This window comes from Nocardioides sp. OK12, from assembly GCF_024341885.1.
GTDB classification, from domain to species: domain Bacteria; phylum Actinomycetota; class Actinomycetes; order Propionibacteriales; family Nocardioidaceae; genus Nocardioides; species Nocardioides marinisabuli.
Genome location: NZ_BNET01000002.1, coordinates 555,210 through 570,089 on the forward strand (window position 1 = coordinate 555,210; position 14,880 = coordinate 570,089).

General features: G+C 74.6%; 14 protein-coding genes. 12 read left to right on the forward strand and 2 right to left on the reverse strand.

Annotation, left to right across the window (positions count from 1 at the left end):
* The first annotated feature begins 41 nt into the window (after positions 1–41).
* The 9 genes from OCU29_RS06795 (at position 42) to OCU29_RS06835 (ending at position 11,186) form a co-directional block, all read left to right on the forward strand.
* Complete coding sequence (locus OCU29_RS06795) at positions 42–938, forward strand: sulfite exporter TauE/SafE family protein (protein WP_261819305.1); 897 nt, start codon at positions 42–44, stop codon at positions 936–938.
* Positions 939–996: 58 nt separating this feature from the next.
* Positions 997–3,312, forward strand: coding sequence for an alpha/beta hydrolase (locus OCU29_RS06800; RefSeq protein ID WP_261819306.1), 2,316 nt, complete (start codon positions 997–999; stop codon positions 3,310–3,312).
* A 75-nt stretch (positions 3,313–3,387) separates the two neighbouring features.
* Entirely contained in the window at positions 3,388–3,798 is a 411-nt protein-coding gene (locus tag OCU29_RS06805) for a hypothetical protein (RefSeq protein ID WP_261819307.1), read from the forward strand.
* A 65-nt stretch (positions 3,799–3,863) separates the two neighbouring features.
* Complete coding sequence (locus tag OCU29_RS06810) at positions 3,864–7,211, forward strand: DEAD/DEAH box helicase (protein ID WP_261819308.1); 3,348 nt, start codon at positions 3,864–3,866, stop codon at positions 7,209–7,211.
* Between the two features lie 118 nt (positions 7,212–7,329).
* Positions 7,330–7,611: an SAV_915 family protein gene (locus tag OCU29_RS06815; protein ID WP_261819309.1), complete on the forward strand. Its 282-nt coding sequence runs from the start codon at positions 7,330–7,332 to the stop codon at positions 7,609–7,611.
* Positions 7,608–7,886, forward strand: coding sequence for a hypothetical protein (locus OCU29_RS06820; RefSeq protein ID WP_261819310.1), 279 nt, complete (start codon positions 7,608–7,610; stop codon positions 7,884–7,886). Before OCU29_RS06815 ends, OCU29_RS06820 begins: the two co-directional genes overlap by 4 nt.
* 1 nt (position 7,887) lies before the next feature.
* A complete protein-coding gene (locus OCU29_RS06825; RefSeq protein WP_261819311.1) occupies positions 7,888–9,060 on the forward strand; it encodes a hypothetical protein in 1,173 nt (390 codons plus the stop codon).
* A gap of 9 nt (positions 9,061–9,069) precedes the next feature.
* Positions 9,070–9,846 (forward strand): hypothetical protein, encoded by a 777-nt coding sequence (locus OCU29_RS06830; RefSeq protein WP_261819312.1) that lies wholly within the window; start codon positions 9,070–9,072, stop codon positions 9,844–9,846.
* 107 nt (positions 9,847–9,953) lie between these two features.
* On the forward strand, positions 9,954–11,186 hold the full coding sequence (locus OCU29_RS06835) for a hypothetical protein (RefSeq protein WP_261819313.1): 1,233 nt from the start codon (positions 9,954–9,956) through the stop codon (positions 11,184–11,186).
* Positions 11,187–11,190: 4 nt separating this feature from the next.
* Here the strand turns inward: OCU29_RS06835 and OCU29_RS06840 are convergent, their stop codons facing one another.
* Positions 11,191–11,946: a DUF4386 domain-containing protein gene (locus tag OCU29_RS06840; RefSeq protein WP_261819314.1), complete on the reverse strand. Its 756-nt coding sequence runs from the start codon at positions 11,944–11,946 to the stop codon at positions 11,191–11,193.
* Positions 11,947–12,222: 276 nt separating this feature from the next.
* On the opposite strand from OCU29_RS06840, the gene OCU29_RS06845 reads away from it, so the two are divergent.
* A complete protein-coding gene (locus OCU29_RS06845) occupies positions 12,223–13,008 on the forward strand; it encodes a class I SAM-dependent methyltransferase (RefSeq protein WP_261819315.1) in 786 nt (261 codons plus the stop codon).
* 45 nt (positions 13,009–13,053) lie between these two features.
* On the opposite strand, the gene OCU29_RS06850 is transcribed toward OCU29_RS06845, so the two are convergent.
* Positions 13,054–13,461, reverse strand: a complete 408-nt coding sequence (locus OCU29_RS06850) for an STAS domain-containing protein (RefSeq protein ID WP_261819316.1) — start codon at positions 13,459–13,461, stop codon at positions 13,054–13,056.
* A gap of 188 nt (positions 13,462–13,649) precedes the next feature.
* On the opposite strand from OCU29_RS06850, the gene OCU29_RS06855 reads away from it, so the two are divergent.
* Both OCU29_RS06855 and OCU29_RS06860 read left to right on the forward strand, forming a co-directional pair.
* Complete coding sequence (locus OCU29_RS06855; protein WP_261819317.1) at positions 13,650–14,354, forward strand: DUF4265 domain-containing protein; 705 nt, start codon at positions 13,650–13,652, stop codon at positions 14,352–14,354.
* 9 nt (positions 14,355–14,363) lie between these two features.
* Positions 14,364–14,864: a mismatch-specific DNA-glycosylase gene (locus tag OCU29_RS06860; RefSeq protein ID WP_261819318.1), complete on the forward strand. Its 501-nt coding sequence runs from the start codon at positions 14,364–14,366 to the stop codon at positions 14,862–14,864.
* Positions 14,865–14,880 lie beyond the last annotated feature (16 nt).

Sequence of the window (14,880 nt, forward strand, 5' to 3'; positions counted from 1 at the left end):
TTTGGCTACTCACTCACTTTGAAGTACATAGGAGCACGCTCATGTGGTTGGTCGCTGCCTTCGCCCTCGCCGGTGGTCTGGCCCAGCTCGTCGACGGGACGTTGGGGATGGGCTTCGGTGTCACCTCGGCGACCGTGCTGCTCGCGCTCGGCGTCGCCCCCGCTACGGCCAGCGCGGCCACGCACGCCGCCAAGCTCCCCACGACGCTGATCTCGGGCCTGTCGCACTGGCGGGTCGGCAACGTCGACAAGGCCGTGCTGGTCCGGGTGGCCATCCCCGGCGCGATCGGCGGCTTCCTCGGCGCCGTGGTGCTGACCTCGATCAGCCTGGCCGCCGCCAAGAGCGGCATGGCCGCGCTGCTGCTGTTCTTCGGTGCCGTCATCCTCGTGCGCTTCGGCTTCGGCCTGCGCATCATCCCGACGCCCAAGTCGGGGCACACCGCCCGCTGGCTCTCCCCGATCGGCCTGCTCGGTGGCTTCGTCGACGCCACCGGTGGCGGCGGGTGGGGCCCGGTCGTCACGCCCAGCCTGATGACCGTCACCAGCCACGAGCCCCGCAAGGTCGTCGGCACCACCAACGCCGCCGAGTTCGCCGTGGCGGTCTCGGTCTCGCTCGGCTTCATCACCGGCGCCGCGCACCAGGACATCCCGTGGCTGCCGGTGCTGGGCCTGGTCCTCGGCGGCGTGATCGTCGCGCCGATCGCCGCGCGGCTGGCGGGCCGGCTGCCGCACGCCCCGATGGGCGTGATGGTCGGCGGCCTGATCATCCTGGTCAACAGCATCGTCGTGCTCGCGGCCGTCGGCGACCTGCCGTTCGTGGTCGACCTGGCGCTGATGGTCGCCTGGCTGCTCTTCGTGGCCCGCCTCGCCCGGACCGCGTGGCACAAGGAGCGTACCGAGCGGGCGGCGGCCGCGACCGCCGAGCCCGTCCTGGTCTGAGCGGTCCCCACGCCCCGCCGGTGGCGTAACGACCGTCACCTCCCGCCGTTGGACGGGCATGCTCCGGAACCTGCGCGTCCTGCTCGCTCCCGCTCTCGCGGCGGGGTTGGTGCTCGGGGTGGGGGCTCCGGTGCAGGGGGTCTCGACCAACGGAGGGGGAGGCCTGCCGGAGGGGGCGCCGGCGGCGGCGACCCGGGCCGAGCCGCGGCTCGGCACACCGAAGGGCTGGCCGTTCGCCCAGCGGATCAGCCGCACCTCGGGCACCGAGCGGCTGCACGGCGGGGCGTCGTACTGGACCGACTTCGTGTACGACGCCCACGGCGCCGCGCTGCCGAGCGGCTTCAGCCTCGACAACATCGCGACCCTGGCGCCCGAGCAGGGCGTCTACGAGCAGCCCGACGGCGCGGCCGGCAACGGCGCCGACGTCTTCGTCGCCGCCACGGGCAAGGACCGGCGCGCGACGTACTGGCGGGTCGACTGGACGACGCTGGCCAACCCCGACGTGCCGCTCGCGGTGTGGGTCTTCGACACCGACCGCGACGCCAGCACCGGCGTCGACGACTGGCCGGCCGCCGCGGGCGTCACCTCGCCCGGGCTCGAGCAGGCGCTCGTCGTCTCCAGCCGCGGCGCCTGGCTGCACGATCTGGTCACCGGCGACGTCACCGACGTGACCCGCCAGGGCGGGCGGCTCACCGTCGACGAGTCGACGCGCTCCTTCACCGTGCGGGTCCCCAAGCAGCTGCTCCGCGCCCGCGGTTCCTGGCGGGTGCGGCTCGCCGCCGGCCTGGCCGACGCGACCGGCGAGGCGATGGCGGCGCCCACCCTCACCGGCGGCGTGCCGCTGCCGCCCGGGTCGACGCACGTCTACAACCTCGCCTTCCGCACCCCCGAGCAGGAGACGCCGGTCGTCACCGACAGCCGGACCGCTGGGCTGGTCGCCGCCTTCCAGGCCGTCGCCGCCGGCAACCCGCTCACCGACCAGCTCGGCGCCGACGGGCTCGCGCGCTTCGTCACCGGCAACTTCTGGATGGAGGACGCCCAGGCCGACGCGCTCGCCGGTGGCGACGCCTCACCGTTCTCCCACGTCGTGCGCTGGGCCGACCTGCGCCGCAAGGAGCGCACCCGCGAGCCGCTCGTGCACGGCCCCAGCAACCGTTGGTACCTCTCCCGCCTCGACCTCGGCGAGGGCGTCGTCGCCGACGAGGGCCAGGGCAGCGGGGACGGCGCCCCCAACTACCTCTCGCCGGTGCAGCCGTACGCCGTCCACGTCCCCACCTCCTACCGCCGCGGCGACGCCACCCCGCTCACCTGGACGCTGCACTCGCTCGGCGTCAACCACAACCAGTACGCCGCCTACGACCCCGAGCTGCTCCAGAGCCTCTGCGAGGACCGCGACTCCATCTGCGCCGGCACCCTCGGCCGCGGCCCCGACGGCTGGTACCTCGACGAGGCCGAGGTCGACTACTGGCAGGTCTGGCGGGCCCTGGCCGACGGCTTCACCCTCGACCCCCGGCGCACCGTCCTGACCGGCTACTCGATGGGCGGCTGGGCCGGCTACCACCTCGGCCTCGCGCACCCCGACCTGTACGCCGAGACCGTCGTGCTCGCCGGTCCGCCCCAGTGCGGGGTCTCCGTGGACGCCGACCAGATCGTCTCGCCCGCCTTCGGCGGCCGCTGCACGAGCGACGGGACGGCGTACGACCTGGTCGGCAACGCCACCTGGCTGCCGTTCCGGATCGGGCACGGCACGCTCGACCAGCTCGTGCCGTTCACCTCCGTCGAGCGCCAGGTCTCCCGCTTCGCCGACGCCGGCCTGCGGCACCGGTTCGTGCGCTACCCCGCCGAGGACCACCTCGTCTTCGCCATCCAGGACCGCTTCGCGACCGTCATCGACGGGCTCGGCCTGCCGACGGTCACCCGCGACCCCCGCGACATCGACTTCACCTGGCGCCCCCACCTGACCCGGCGCGGGCTCGGGATCGGCGCCACCACGGCGTACTGGACCGGCGACCTCGCCGCCCGCGACTCCGGGCCCGGCAGCCTCGCCCGGGTCGAGGCGACCTCCGAGCGCATCCCCGACCGCGTGCACCTGCCGGTCACGACCGGCCCGAGACCGGTGGTCAGCCCGCTGCCCGCGGTGCTGCAGGAGACCGCCTGGGAGGACGGCGAGCGGCTGCCGGTGCGCAACCGGCTCGAGCTGCGGCTGACCAACGTCTCCCGCGTCAGCGTCGACCTTGACCGGGCACGCTGGCGCTGCGGCAGGCTCGCGGTGACCTCCGACGGTGACGCCGTCGTCCGGCTGGTGCGCGGCGAGCGGGTGGTCCGGGCGGTGCGGGTCGGCGGCGGCAGGGCCGTCGTACGCCGCTCCTGCTGAGCCTGTCCACAGGCCCGCGGTCGGCGGTGGGCGGGTGTCGGCGCCCGCTCCTAGCGTGCTGAGCAGGAGGCCGACATGAAGGTACTGGTAGCGACGAGCAGCACGCAGGGCGAGGTGGACGGGGACTACAGCTTCTGCGTCCCCGGGGAGATCCTCTGGATCACGATGGTCTGCGACACCGACCGGCTGTACCCGGAGAAGGGGTGCGGTTGCGGGCGCGGGTTCGGCGGCCTGACCAGCCATCGCGCGACGACCACCGCGGAGGTGGCCGACCTGGACATCACCGAGGCCGACCTGGGGCTCGCGGTGAGGACCAGCCTGACCGACCAGGGCTGGCTGGCCCCCGAGATCGCGGAGATGCACGACGAGATCGTGGCCGAGACCGTCGAGCTCGTCCGCGCGCTCGCCGAGCCGCTGCCCGAGGGCACGATCGTGCGCCGGCGGCTCGACGAGTTCCACGCCTTCGCCCCTCCCGCCGCCCCCTGAGCTCGGGCGCGCGCGAGCGCGGCCCTGGGTCGCCCCGGCGTGGCTGGGTTCGGCAGACTGCCGGTGTGCCCACCCCCGACCCGGTCGCCGCCTTCGCGCCCTGGCTGAGCGCCGAGGGCCTGGCCTCCGTCTACGACCCGGCCGCCGTCGGGCGGGCGCGCTCCTACGCCCGGGACGGCTCGGTGCTGCGGCTCGAGGTCGACGTCGTCGACGGTGAGTTCCTCACGGTCGACGGCGAGGTCGCCGGCACCGGGCCGGCGGCGTACCGCACATCGGTCAGCCTCGACCTCGGCCGCGGGCGGCCCGCCGTCACCTCCAGCTGCTCGTGCCCGGTCGGCTGGGAGTGCAAGCACGGCGCGGCGCTGCTGCTGCGCCTGGGCCGCACGCTGACCCCCCAGGACGCCGACCCCGCCACGGGGCCCGACGACGGCGCGGCCGACTGGGCGGACGCGCTCGACACGGCCCTGCGCGACCTGGAGGCCTCGCGGGGCGACGAGGCGGGCCACGACGCCCTCGCGCTCCTGCTCGACCTGCACCTGCCGCGCCACCGCGGCTTCACCGGCCTGGTCGCGCCCGTGGTGCGGATGCGGCCGGTCCGCCGCGGCGCGAGCGGGCGCTGGGTGCGCGGCGGCGCGGCCTGGAAGGACTTCAGCCCGCACGGCGTCCACCTCGGCCGCACCCAGCACGATCCCGCCCACGTCGCCGCCGTGGGCCGGCTGCGCGGCGAGATGGGGATGGCGGCGTACTGGAACGTCGCCGACCTGCCGCCCCTCGCCGACTTCGGCCCCCAGCTGTGGCAGCGCCTGCGCCAGGCCCGCGACGCGGGCATGGCGCTGGTGCCCGGCGACGGGCTGGGCGAGGTGCGGCTGCTCGACGAGCCGGTCGAGGTGGTCGCCGACGTGACGCGCGACGGCGAGGAGCCGGGGGCGGCCAGCCTGCGCTTCGGGGTCCGGTACGCCGAGCAGTGGTGGCCCGCCGACCGGCTGCTGCTCGTCGGCGACGAGGCCCACGGCGTGGTGCTGCTCGACCGGGCGCCGAGCGCCACGACCCGTGACGCCACCGCCCTGCTGGCACCCCTCGCGGCGCCGGTCCCGCCCGCGCTGGCCAGGCTCGTCACCGGCGGCGACACCACCGTCCCGCCCGAGCACCTCGACGCCCTCGTCGGGGCCCGGCTGCCCCGGCTCGCCCGGCACCTCCCGGTCGTCTCCAGCGACGACTCGATCTCGGTCCCCGCCCCGCCCACCCCGCGGCTGGTCCTCGTCGTCGAGTGGGACCGCCGCCCGGCCGCCGAGCTGCGCTGGCAGTGGCGCTACCGGGTCGGCGACGCCGACCTGACCTGCGCCGCCGGCTCGACCGCCCGGCTCGACGGGGTCCGCGACCGCGCCGCCGAGCGCGCCGAGCTCGCCCGGCTGACCTCCGCCGGAGTCCTGGCGGGCCCCGGGGCGCCGCCCGACCGCGGCGTACCGACCAGCGGCGTGCTCGACCTGGCCGACGAGCTCGCGCGCCTCCGGGAGGCCGGCGTCGAGGTCGAGGAGGTCGAGCGGCCCGACTTCCGGCCCGCGACCGGTCCGGTCGAGATCAGCTTCGGTCAGGTGGGCCCCGACGACCCCGGCGATCCGGACGACCCCGCGGCCGAGGGCGACGCGGCGGCCGCCGACGGGGCCACGGACTGGCTCGACCTGAGCGTCGACGTCAGCGTCGACGGCGAGCAGATCCCGCTGGCGTCGGTGCTGGAGGCGCTGACGCTCGGCGACGAGCGGATCGTGCTGCCCAGCGGCCTGCACGTCGACGCCACCGCCGCCGAGCTCGAGAGCCTGCGCGGCCTGGTCGCGGCCGCCGCCGAGGTCCGCGAGCCCACGCGCGACGACCGCGTCGGCGTCGGCGGCCACGACCTCGGCCTGTGGGCCACCGTCGGCGACCTCGCCGAGACCGACACGCTGCCCGCGCACGCCCAGGAGTGGGTGCGCCGCGCCCACGCGCTGCGCGACCTCACCGACCTGCCCCGCCCCGAGCCGGTGGGCGTGGTCTCCACCCTGCGGCACTACCAGCACGACGGGTTCCGCTGGCTGGCCTTCCTGCAGGACCATGGGCTCGGCGGCGTCCTGGCCGACGACATGGGCCTGGGCAAGACCCTGCAGGTGCTCGCGGCCGTCGCCCGCGCCCGCGCCGGCGGCGCCGCCCCGTTCCTCGTCGTGGCGCCCGCGAGCGTCGTGGCCAACTGGGCGCGCGAGTCCGAGCGGCACACCCCGGGGCTCGTGGTCCGCACCATCACCGCCTCGGCCCGCAAGCTCGGCACCTCGGTGGCCGCGCTCGCCGACGGCGCCGACGTCGTGGTGACGACGTACACGCTGCTGCGCCTCGACGTCGAGGAGTACGCCGCGCTCGGCTGGGGCGGGCTGGTCCTCGACGAGGCCCAGCACGTCAAGAACCACCTCGCCAAGACCCACCAGGCCGTACGCCGCGTCGAGGCGCCGTTCCGGCTCGCCGTCACCGGCACGCCGTTCGAGAACCGGCTCATGGAGCTGTGGTCGCTCCTGGCCCTCGTCGCCCCGGGCCTCTACCCGACCGTGAAGGGCTTCGTCGACCACGTGGTGCGCCCGGTCGAGAAGGAGGGCGACAGCGCCGCGCTGAAGCGCTTCCAGCAGCGGCTGCGCCCCTTCCTGCTGCGCCGCACCAAGGACCTGGTCGCCGCCGACCTGCCGCCCAAGCAGGAGCAGCTGCTGCAGGTCGACCTCGGCGCCCGGCACCGCAAGATCTACGACACCCACCTGGCCCGCGAGCAGCAGAAGATCCTCGGCCTGGTCGACGACTTCGACCGCAACCGGGTCGCCATCCTCAGCGCCCTCACCCGGCTGCGCCAGCTCAGCCTGGACCCGGCGCTGGTCGACGCCGAGCACGACGCCGTGGGCTCGGCCAAGACCGACGTCCTGGTCGAGCACCTGCTCGAGCTGGCGGCCGAGGGCCACCGGGCGCTGGTCTTCAGCCAGTTCACCGGCTTCCTGCGCCGCGTGCGCGCCCGCCTCGACGCCGAGGGCGTCAGCTACAGCTACCTCGACGGGCGCACCCGCAAGCGGGCCGAGGCGGTCGAGGGGTTCCGCGACGGCGAGAGCACCGCGTTCCTGATCAGCCTCAAGGCCGGCGGGGTCGGGCTCACCCTCACCGAGGCCGACTACGTCTTCGTGCTCGACCCGTGGTGGAACCCGGCGGTCGAGGCGCAGGCCGTCGACCGCGCGCACCGGATCGGCCAGACCCGGCCGGTGATGGTCTACCGGCTGGTCTCGCGCGACACGGTCGAGGAGAAGGTGGTGGCGCTCAAGGAGCGCAAGGCCGAGCTGTTCGCCCAGGTCGTCGACGGTGACGGGGCCCTGGGCGGCGTGATCGACGCCGCCGACGTACGAGCGCTCTTCGAGTGATCGTCCGGACGACCCCTGGGTGACCCCTGGGTGACCCCGCGTGGTGGCCGGAGGGGGGTTATCCACAGATCGCGGATCGGTGGTGTCGCCGCCCGGCGAACGCGGGGAGCCTGGGGTCATGACCGACACCCGACCTCCCATGCCCCCCGTGGTCTACGCGCCGACCGTCGAGCACGCCGACGGGTCGCCGCGCCTGGCCATGCACCGCACCCACGACGGCCGCGTCGCCCTCTTCGTCTACTCCGCGCTCGACCGGCTCGCCGACTTCTACGACGCCGACAGCGCCTGGGTGCTGCTCTCCGTCGCCGACCTGCAGGCGGCCCACGACCAGGCCCCCTACGACCTGCTCTACCTCGACAAGCGGCCCAGCTCGGCCCCCGTCGTGGCGGGTGCGCGATGAGCGTCGAGCTGCGGTGGTCGACCGCGGACGACATCACCGCAGGCCTCGAGCGGGCCCGCACGTCGATCGAGGAGTGTGCCTCCTCGGTCCCGTCGACCATCGACGGCGGTGATGTCGCCGCGCTGCTGCTCGAGATGGTGGCCCACCTCGTCGAGGCCGCCGCCGAGGTCAGCGAGGGCCTGCTCGGGGCCTCCGACAACGTCCGGTCGGCGGTCGCGGTGCTCCAGAGCGCCGACCGGGTCTCGCAGGAGACCTTCACCTCCGGGTGGTGGTGAGATGAGCGTCGACACCGAGCTGCCGGGCTCGCCGCGCTCCATCGAGTCCGCGGCCGCCTGGCTCGAGGGGTCCCTCGCCGCCGCGGTCGACCAGGGCGTCGAGCGGGTCGCCGCCGCGCGCCGGGTCGCCTCCTCCGACTGGGAGGGCGCCGCCGGCACCGGCTTCGCCGACCGGATGGGCGTGGCCGTCGACAAGATCGACCACGTGCACCGGGCGACGGCCTCGGTCGCCCGCGAGATGACGGCGTACGCCGACACGCTGCGCCGCCAGCAGGAACGCATGGCCGAGATCCGCGGGACGGCCCGCGCCGCCGGCCTCACCGTGACGGCGTACGTCGTCGAAGCGCCCGGCGCGGCCCCCGCCGACCCCGGCGACGCGCCGACCGGGCGGGTCAGCCCCACCGCCGTCGACGCCCACGCCGCGGCCGTCGAGGCGTGGGCCGACCACCAGGCGAAGGTGCTGGCCTACGAGCGGGTGGTCGCCGAGGCCGCCCAGGTGCGGGACGGGCTGCTGACCGCCACGCGGTTGCTCGAGGACGAGTACCGCGGGCTGAGCGGGCCCGGGATGCTGCTGACCGCCCTGGACATCGCTGGCGGCTTCGGCGCAGCAGGGGTCGTCGGGCACGCGTCGGTGCTGAAGGCGGAGGGCAGACGGCTCGTCCGGGAGGCCGAGGAGTACATCGACCTGATCAGGAGGAAGCCGGGCGGCTTCCACAACGGCGACCTGAACCACTGGGACGCGCGCAAGCTGGAGGGCGGTGACATCGTTCGGCGGGCCGGGGAGATCGAGACCCGGGCCAAGCTCACCTCGATGAAGCTCGGCGGAGCCCTGTCGGTGGTGGGCATCGGTCTCGACCTCGTCGCAGGCGAGAGCCCTGCGCAGGCGGTGACGTCGGGAGCAGGTGGACTGGGGGCGTCCATCGCGGCCGGAGCGCTGGTCGGGGCGGGCGTCGGCAGCCTCGTGCCTGTCCCGGGAGTGGGCACCGTAGCCGGGGCCGTGGTGGGCGCGGGCGTCGGCATCGTCACCTCGGGCGCGATCGACGCGCTCTTCGAGGAAGGCCCCGACGTGATGAATGCTCTGGACGAGGGGTGGGAATCACTCAAGGACACCGGCGGTGCGATCGGTGGCGGCGTGGGTGCCGTCGTCGGCGGCATCGGCGGGTTCTTCGACTAGGAGGCACGTGTGTCCAGCACCCGAAGAGACGTGCTGCTGGCCGTCGGTCACGGCTGGCTGCTGCTGATGGGCGTCGGCCTGGTCGCCGTGGGCGAGACCAGCTCGATCATGTTCGGCTCCCTGCTCTGGATCATCGCCGTCCTCGGTTCGGTCACGCTCGTCGTCGAGCGCCGGCTCTCCCGTCGGCGCCCCGACCTCGAGCTGGGCACGGCACCGTCCGGAGCCGCGGCCCTGGTGTTCCCGTACTCGGTGGCCTCGATCGTGATGTCGGCGGTGGGCACCGCGTCACTCATGGTCTGGTGCCTGGTCGGGGCGCTGCTGGCGGGCCGGGCAGGCCACCCGGGCGGTGCCTGGCTGCTGGGACTGCTCGGGCTGGGTCTGGCGGCGCCGTTCGTCCCGCTGCTGCGGGGCAAGATCGTCGCGGGCGGGCTGTACGTCACCTCGTTCGGGGTCGAGCTCCGCCGTGAGGGTGTCGGGTGGTCGGTGCCCTGGGACGACATCGACGTCGTCGCGCCGGCGGACGACGTCGTCCTGGGGCTGCACCGCCCTGCCGCGCGTCACGACACGACGAGGTTCATGTGGCGGCGCACACCGCGGGGAAAGGCCGACCTGCTCGTCGTGCCAGGTCGCCACCTCGCCGGTGGCACCGCCGCAGTCGCGATGGTCGTCGCCCGCGGCCGAGCGGTGCCGGAGTCGCGCGGCATGCTGGCGCAGGCCCACGTCGTCGACGAGATCAACGGCCTCCTCCGAGCACGCGCCACCGCTTCCGCGACCCCGGCTCCCTGAGCCGACCCACGGCGCTCGGTCGCGGCGTCCATCGACTGTCCGTCCTCGCGTCTAGCGTGGGGCCCTCGGGTCGGTGGAGCCGACCGGGTCGAGACACCGGGAGCGACGTGACGATCGAGCAGGAGCACGACGAGGCGTGGCGCGAGCTGCGTCGCCGGGTCGCCGACCACCTCGCGGCGATGGGCCCGGGCGACGAGCTCGGGGTCGCGGTCGACGACGGGTCCGGCGAGGTGCCGGCGTACGTCGTCGCCGACGTCGACGGTCAGCAGCGGCTGCACCTGGAGTCGGTCGGCACCGGTGGCCTCGACCACCCGTGGGCCGTCGGGCCCGAGCACGAGGACGACGACCCGGCCTTCGAGACCGTGCTCGGCCAGCGCGAGTGCGACCTCGCTGCGGAGCTGATCGTGGCCGTGCTGCGCTCCGGCTGCCTCCACCCGGCCTTCCTCACCAGCCGCGAGCTCGACCTCGACGGCCTGCGCTGGCGTCGCCCGACGAAGCCGCTGCCGCCCGGGCGCGGCACGGTGCTCGGCGACGACGCGCCGCTCGCGGTGCTCGTCGAGGACCGCGAGCACCTGCAGCGGCTGGTCGACGCCACCCTCGCCGAGGTCCTCGACCAACCGGTCGCCCACGACGAGGACGGCGACGTGCCGGTGCCGGTCGGCGAAAGCGTCGTGTGGGTCCAGGTGCTCGAGGACCGGCCGGTAGTGGCCCTCTTCGCGATATTCGTCGACGACATCGCCGACACCGGAGCAGCCTTCCGGGAGGTCGCCGGGCTCCAGGCGCGGCTGCCCTACCTGCAGGTGCGCGTCGTGGGTGACCGCATCCTGGTGCGCCACGAGATCTGCGCGGTGCCCTTCGCGCCCCGCCAGCTCGCGGGGGTGCTCGCGCGGCTCTGCTCCGAGATCGACGACATCGCCGGCGAGGTCGCTGAGCGGGTCGGCGGCCGCCGGTTCCTGGAGGGCATGGGCGTCGACGAGGAGGGCGACGAGCTCGCCGAGCCGGCGCCGACCGTCCTCGACGAGCACCTGGCCACCGTGGTCGAGCTGCTCCTCGACGGCCAGGTCGAGCCCGCCCAGGTCGCGGCGGCGTACGACGGCGACCGGTCGCTGCTGGTGCGGTCCCTGGTGGGGCTGCGCACCGGCACCGTCGTGGTGCCCGACGTCGACCTCGACCTGCTGCTGCACACCGTCCGCTCGGGCCTGCGCCACCTCGTCGACCGGCTCGCCCGCCGCGACGACGGCCCGGCCCGCCCTCGCGGCCCCCGCACCCAGCAGCTCTCGCTGCTGCCCGAGGACGAGCAGGGCCTCGACCTGCCCGACCCCGGGCGCTGGGTGGGTTGAGCCGTCAGGGTGTCGCCGCGGACTCGGCCCCCGGCGCCGGCGTCGCCGCACGACGGCGTACGCCGAAGATGACCAGGTAGCCCATGATCCAGGCCTCGCCGACCGACGCGGGCACCGTCATCAGGTCGATCGCCGACGCGGCGTCGGGGAACAGGTAGGTGAGCAGCGCACTGCCCAGGTAGAGGACGCCGGCCACCACCAGGAGCCAGCCGAGGACCCGAGGCATCCAGCCGGAGCGGAGCACCAGCCACCCCATCGGGATCAGCCACAGGCCGAAGAAGAGGGCGCCCACCCCCCAGAGGTTCCCGCTCAGCGCGTAGAGCATCTGGACGGTGACGGCCGGGTCGCCCTGCCCGCTCAGGGACTCGTCCTGCGCGACGTCGAGGGCCGTGGCGAGCACCGCGGCGCTGCTCAGGATGACCACCGCGTTGACCAGGCCGAAGCCCGCCAAGGCACCCGCGGCCACGCGGTCGACCCGGCGGAAGAGCCGGTAGAACCACACGGCGACGAGCGCCTGGCTCAGCACGATGCCGAGCTCGAGCACGATCCCGAGGCGCGCCAGCGCCTCGCTGCCGAGCAGGTTGTCCAGCGTGCCCTGCGGGTCGTCGGCCACGTAGAGCTGCGGTCGCACGACCAGGAACCCCAGGATGCCCACGACGAAGAACGCCAGGTAGATCAGCCCGGTCGTCCGGGCCACCCGGACCAGGTCGTCGTCGATGTCAGGTGGTGCGCTTGAGCCGGTGGTCGTCGTCGTCGTCATGCGGTCCTCCCTCGGTCGAGATCGGCCCGTCCCTCCCGAGGTCGGGCCGCCAGTGGAACGACGGGCGCTGCGCGTCGTCGTGGGTCCCAATCTGCGTGCGGGAGGTAGCCCCTCCCAGGGTCCAAGGACCCTTTCGCGCCCGGCGCCCCCGGGACAGGCGTCCCGTTCGGCGGCGAAGTCCCTGACGTTCCTCACCGCGACACGCCGGTCGGTCGTGTGGAAGGTCAGGGACTTTCCGCGCGGGCGACGCGGGCCCCTAGTCCCTAGCCTGGGGTGATGGCCGCCTTCGACGTGTCCGCGGAGACCTACGACCGGTTCATGGGCCGGTTCTCGCGACCGCTCGCGCCGGTCTTCTGCGACGCGGTGCTGCCCGGGGGACGGGTGCCGGCGTCGGTGCTCGACGTCGGGTGCGGGCCGGGGGCGCTGGTCGAGCAGCTGTCGCGGCGCCGTACCGCCGCCGGTGCCGACGTACGACGGTTGGCCGCGGTCGACCCCGCCCCGACGTTCGTCGCCGCGGTCTCGGACCGCCACCCCGACGTCGAGACGCTGCAGGCCGGGGCCGAGGAGCTGCCGTTCGTGGACGACGAGTTCGAGGCGACCCTGGCCCAGCTGGTCGTGCACTTCATGGACGACCCGGCGGCCGGGGTCGCGGAGATGGTGCGGGTGACGCGGCCGGGCGGGCTGGTCGCCGCCTGCGTGTGGGACCACGGTGGTGGTCGGGGGCCGCTCTCACCGTTCTGGTCGGCCGTCGAGTCGCTGGCTCCGGGCACCGCGGCTGCGCCCTCGACCGGGTCGAGCGGCGGTGACCTGGAGCGCCTCTGGCGGGCCGCCGGGCTGGCCGCGGTGCGCGAGGAGCGCATCGGGGTCCGGGTCGACTTCACCGGCTTCGAGCAGTGGTGGGCGCCCTTCGAGCAGGCCGCCGGATCGGTGCGCGCCTACCTCGACCGCTTGGAGCCGTCGGAGGTGGCGCGGCTGCGCGACCTCCTGCGCACCCGCCTCGGCGAGGGGCCGTTCGCGGTCGAGGCGGAGGCCTGGTGCGTCAGCGGTCAGGTGCCCGGCTGACGGTGCCCGCGTCTGCCGTCCTGGCCGCCCTCAGCGGTCGGTCGCTCAGACGGGGGTGACGCCGGGCGCCGGTGCGGCGGCGACGTCACGGAGCAGACCGTGGGTGCCGGTGAGCTTCATCAGGCGCAGCGCGGCCGGGCTGGCGTTGTCGACCATGCAGGCCCGCCCGGCGGCGAGGGCGCGGCGGCGGCACCACATGACCGCCCCGAGGCCGGCGGCGTCCATGAAGGTGACGCCCGCGAGGTCGAGGTCGAGCGCGGAGGAGTCGGTCGGCACGGCGAGCGCGGCCGAGAAGCTCAGGCGCAGGTCGTGCACGGTGGCGAGGTCGAGCTCGCCGCTGACGGCGTGGCTGGTGGTGCTGGTGTGCGGTGTTGCCACCGAGGTGGCGAAGTCGTTGCCCATGGCGGGCCCCCAAGCGTGGTGGTGCAGCGCCGAGTCTCGACGCCTGTTCACTCCTTCGAGAGTAGGCGCCGACACCTAGTACGGCCAGGCGGCGCCGCACAAACCCCCGTAGGGGTGGTCTGGACGGCGCCATCCGGTGGGGGTGGGGCGCCCGGCCCGAGCCCTCGAAAGAAAAGCCACCTCGGCGTCACCGTCGGTGCCGGGTGCTGTGCTGGGTGACACGACGAGAGGAGACAGCGATGAGCAGTGCCCAGGGCAAGGTGAAGCTACGACTGCGGTTCAAGGAGGAGGGCGGCGGGCCGGCAGGGGAGAGCCTGTGGGCCGAGCCGGTGGCGGCCCACAGCGGCGGCGGGACCTACCGCTTGGCCAACCACGCGTTCCTCGCGCCACTCGTCGTGGGCGACCTGGTCGAGGCCCGCCTCGACGGAGACAGCATCCTGCAGGTCGTCGACGTCCTCGAGCCTGCCGATGCCGTGCTCACCGTCGTCTCCTTCGACCGGGACGAGGGTGACCGTGTGTGCTCGGTCGCCGACGGCTGGCGCGACCACGGCGCGCAGTGGTCGGAGGGGCACGGTGGGCTGCTGTGCACCAGCTGGCCGGGCATGTCCACGACGGACGTCCTGACCGCTCTCACCCCTGCGGCGGCCTCCGGTCTCGTCACCCTGGTCGAGCTGCTCCTGGCCGACGAGCGGGCGCCAGCGGCCCGGGAGTGCCTCGACCTGGCTCTCGACACCCGGCAGCACTTCCCGCCCGTCGCGACGTCGTACTGGGCGCCGGACGACCCCTGGTGGGCCGAGCACGGCCTGGGCGACCCCGATGTGCTGGCCAGCGTGCAGATCCTGGCCGCACAGGACCAGCGGCTCGCTCGGGCGCTCGAAGCCGGGCGGCACGAGGAGGTCGTCCGTGAGCTCGAGCGGACGAGACCGATCGAGCGCGACGGGTAGCCTCCCGGCGTGCAGGTGCTCCCCGACCTCGTCCCCGACCAGCCGCGCGTCGTCTTCTGCGGGCTCGCGGGCGCCGAGAGCACCAAGCACCGTGACCACTACTACGAGACGCCCGGCAACAGCTTCTGGGAGTCGCTGCACCTCTCGGGGCTCTCCCCGCGGCGGCTGCAGCCGCACGAGGACCACCTGGTGCCCGACCTCGGCCTGGGTCTGACCGACCTGGTCGGCCACTGGGACCCGCGCTGGGTCGAGATCAGCGACCTGGCCGAGAAGTGCGAGCGCTGGCAGCCGGAGTGGCTGGCCTTCACCAGCAAGGCCGTCGCCCACGAGGCCGCCCGGGCATCGGGGCGACGGGGTCGGCCGGGTCTGGGCGTCCAGGACTGGTACGTCGGGCCCGCCCAGGTCTTCGTCCTGCCCGGGGTCTCCGGGGCCAACCAGCGCCGCGACTACGACGGACGGCCCAACCGGCTCTCGTGGTGGCGCGACCTGGCGATGATCGCCGCTGCCTGACCGGGTACCCGTGCCG